This is a genomic window from Streptomyces adustus (assembly GCF_009377175.1).
GTDB lineage: Bacteria > Actinomycetota > Actinomycetes > Streptomycetales > Streptomycetaceae > Streptomyces > Streptomyces adustus.
The window spans coordinates 1-3,092 of the sequence record NZ_VJZD01000473.1; the positions used below are offsets into that span (position 1 = coordinate 1).

At 71.7% G+C, this 3,092-nt stretch carries 4 protein-coding genes; 3 read left to right on the forward strand and 1 reads right to left on the reverse strand.

Going from position 1 to position 3,092, the window contains the following annotated elements:
- Positions 1–208: 208 nt before the first annotated feature.
- Entirely contained in the window at positions 209–1,234 is a 1,026-nt protein-coding gene (locus FNH09_RS45710; protein ID WP_152895767.1) for an alpha/beta fold hydrolase, read from the reverse strand.
- A 252-nt stretch (positions 1,235–1,486) separates the two neighbouring features.
- Here FNH09_RS45710 and FNH09_RS45715 point away from each other — a divergent pair, with 252 nt between their 5' ends.
- The 3 genes from FNH09_RS45715 (at position 1,487) to FNH09_RS45725 (ending at position 3,025) form a co-directional block, all read left to right on the forward strand.
- Positions 1,487–1,720, forward strand: a complete 234-nt coding sequence (locus FNH09_RS45715) for a hypothetical protein (RefSeq protein WP_152895768.1) — start codon at positions 1,487–1,489, stop codon at positions 1,718–1,720.
- Positions 1,721–2,009: 289 nt separating this feature from the next.
- Entirely contained in the window at positions 2,010–2,651 is a 642-nt protein-coding gene (locus tag FNH09_RS45720) for a TetR family transcriptional regulator (RefSeq protein ID WP_162470100.1), read from the forward strand.
- Between the two features lie 146 nt (positions 2,652–2,797).
- Positions 2,798–3,025 carry a DUF3107 domain-containing protein gene (locus FNH09_RS45725; protein WP_123762915.1) on the forward strand — a complete coding sequence of 76 codons (228 nt, stop codon included), beginning with the start codon at positions 2,798–2,800 and terminating at the stop codon, positions 3,023–3,025.
- Positions 3,026–3,092: the final 67 nt, after the last annotated feature.

Consider the following 3,092-nt stretch of genomic DNA (forward strand, 5'->3'; position numbering starts at 1 on the left):
AGCCGGGGCATGCCATGGGCGGGGGTGCCGTCCGCCGGGCGCGGCACCGGGCGGGCGGGTGTCCCGCCGGTCCCCGTCGCGGGCGGCACCCGATTGCCGGTGCCCCCGTCGCCGCGTGCGCCGCCGGTGTTCCCGGCTCCCCCGGCATCCGTCCTGCCCGCGCTCTTCGGCGCGGGACCGCGGCGGCTGTGGCGTCCCACTTAGCCCCTCAGCTCCCGGAATCGGTTCGTCGGACGGGCCCGGCATCGCCGTCGGAGAGGCTCACGCCTCCGGTCCCGTTGCGTTCCGCATACGCCAGCAGCTCGTGGAACGCGGTCGCCACGGTACCGGGGTACTCCATCATCGCCACATGCCCGGCGTTCGGCAGGGTCAGCAGGCGGGAGTCGCGGAACGCGCGCGCCGCCCGCTGGGCCATGCGGAAACCGACGAGCTGGTCGCGGCCGCCGTAGACGAGAAGGGTGGGCGCGAGGACCCGTTCGGCCTGGCGCCACAGCCCGTGCTGGCCGCCCAGCGTGTACGCGTTGACCAGCCCGCGCGCGGACCGGCTCATCGCGTCCCAGAAGTACGGCAGTCGCAGCCGACGCTCCAGTTCCTCCACCGCGTGCTCGAAGGCCTCCGGCGCCACCCGGCCGGGGTCCCCGTAACAGAGCGCCATGACGCCCCGCACCCGCTGCTCCGCCGTCCACTCCCTGGTGAGCCGGGTGAACAGCGTCGCCACGCCGGGGAAGCCCAGCAGACCGGTCGGCAGCGCGGTGCGCTGCACCCGCAGCTCGGGGAGCGCGGGCGAGACGAGCGTGAGCGTCCGGACGAGATCGGGCCGCACCGCGGCCACGCGCGTGGAGACCGCGCCGCCCAGCGAGTTGCCGAAGAGGTGCACGGGCCCGCGCGCGGAGGCGTCGAGGTAACGGATGACCGCGCGCGCGTGCCCCGTGACGGAGTAGTCGCCGTCGTCCGGTGGCGGGGAGTCGCCGAAGCCGGGCAGGTCGAGCGCCTCGCTCGCCACGACCCCGTCGAGCAGGGCCATCAGCGCGGACCAGTTCTGGGAGGAACCGCCGAGGCCGTGGACGAACAGCGCGGGCGCCAACCCCGCGCGCCCGGGCGGCCTCGACCGCACCGACAGGGTGACCCCGGGCAGCCCGACCGACCTGAGCCGTTCGCCGTCCGCGACCCTGACGGCGATGGCTTCCGGAAGCAGGTCGGTGGGGGGCACTGACGGCAGCTCGGTCGACGACATGCGGGCAATGTTACGAGACGATCACGCAGTGACTGATGCGTTCACGCCTGTGTTCGCCGTCACAGATCGCCCACGAATCCCACGCGGTCGCATGCGGATCGCCCTCTTGATCGCACAGGGATCGCCCTCGGATCGCACATGGATCGTCCGCGGATGGCATGGCATCCGGATCGGGTGTCTCCTAGGCTCGGGAAGAGGGCACCCGCTACAGCCCCTGCTCATTTCGGGGACGTTCGAGGAAGGGAGCCCGTCATGGCCGTTGAACCCACCGACCCCGAGGTGTTCGAGGATCTCGACGCGTTCGAGGCCGGTGAGCCGCGGGAGATCGACGTCGAGGCGCCGGAGAACGACGCGGCGGAACAGTCCAAGGGCCTCACCCCGGAACGCGACGACCCCCTGGACGAGGTGGACCCGGCGCGCGCGAACGAGGCCGACCTCGTCGAGCAGGCGCGCGTGGTGTCGCTGGACGAGGACGACTACCGCTGACCCCGACGGCACCGAGCGGACCGAGGAAGCGCACGGGAACGCATCGAGGACGCATCGAGGAGGCTCCCCGGACGGCACCTTTCGAGACCGCGAGAACCCTCGTCGGACAACGCGCTGAGCAGGACCGGATCCCCGGCCCGCCCGACATGCACGTGTTCGCCCCGTTGCACACCGTTTCCATCGGCGTCCGGTCCGTGAAATTCTCCGCTCGCACCGCGCACACCAGGGTTACCGAAAAGTACGATGGCGGCGCGGCGCACACCGCAAGTGGACGACTTTGGGAGGCGGCGTGACAGCCATCGAGCAAACTGAGGCGGCACGCCCGCGTGGCACCCGCCTGCCGCGCCGAGCTCGACGGAACCAGCTGCTGGGCGCCGCCCAGGAGGTCTTCGTCGCACAGGGGTACCACGCGGCGGCGATGGACGACATCGCCGAGCGCGCCGGCGTCAGCAAGCCCGTGCTGTACCAGCACTTCCCGGGCAAGCTCGACCTCTACCTCGCCCTGCTGGACCAGCACTGCGAGTCGCTGATCCAGGCGGTACGGGCCGCGCTGGCGTCGACGACCGACAACAAGCAGCGCGTCCGGGCGACGATGGACGCCTACTTCGCGTACGTCGAGGACGACGGCGGCGCCTTCCGGCTGGTCTTCGAGTCGGACCTGACCAACGAGCCCGCCGTGCGCGAACGCGTCGACAAGGTCACCACCGAGTGCGCCGAGGCGATCTGCGAGGTCATCGCCGAGGACACCGGGCTCTCGCGCGACGAGTCGATGCTGCTGGCCTCCGGTCTGGGCGGTCTCGCCCAGGTGGTGGCCCGCTCCTGGCTGCACAGCGACCGCAGCGTCCCGCGCGACCAGGCGGTCCAGCTGCTGGCCTCGCTGGCCTGGCGGGGCATCGCCGGCTTCCCGCTGCACGGCAACGAGCACCACTGACACGCACCCGGTGAGGGTTTGTTCCCGGTCGCTGTTCGCTCCTGGCGTTGCCGACCGGAGCGTGTTCGTCCCCTCACCGGGCTAATGTTTGCTGGGTACGGCGCGGAATGGTCGCGCACTTCACTGACCGTCGGAGGGACATAGCCGTGGAGGTCAAGATCGGCGTGCAGCACGCGCCGCGCGAGATCGTTCTGGAGAGCGGTCAGAGTGCCGAGGACGTCGAGCGGGCGGTGGCCGAGGCACTGGCCGGCAAGTCTCAGCTGCTGAGCCTGGTGGACGAGCACGGCCGCAAGGTCCTCGTCCCGGCGGATCGTCTCGCCTACGTCGAGCTCGGCGAGCCGGCCCCGCGCAAGGTGGGCTTCGGCGCGCTGTAGTACGCGCCCGCGCCGCACGCGGCGCTCGTGGACGGGAAACAAGGGAGGGGCCCGGCGACACGATGTC

Excerpts from the sequence above, each read along its gene's own strand:
- FNH09_RS45715 (WP_152895768.1), top strand. The coding sequence starts at position 1,487 with ATGGCCGTTGAACCCACCGACCCCGAGGTGTTCGAGGATCTCGACGCG.
- FNH09_RS45710 (WP_152895767.1), bottom strand. The coding sequence starts at position 1,234 with ATGTCGTCGACCGAGCTGCCGTCAGTGCCCCCCACCGACCTGCTTCCG.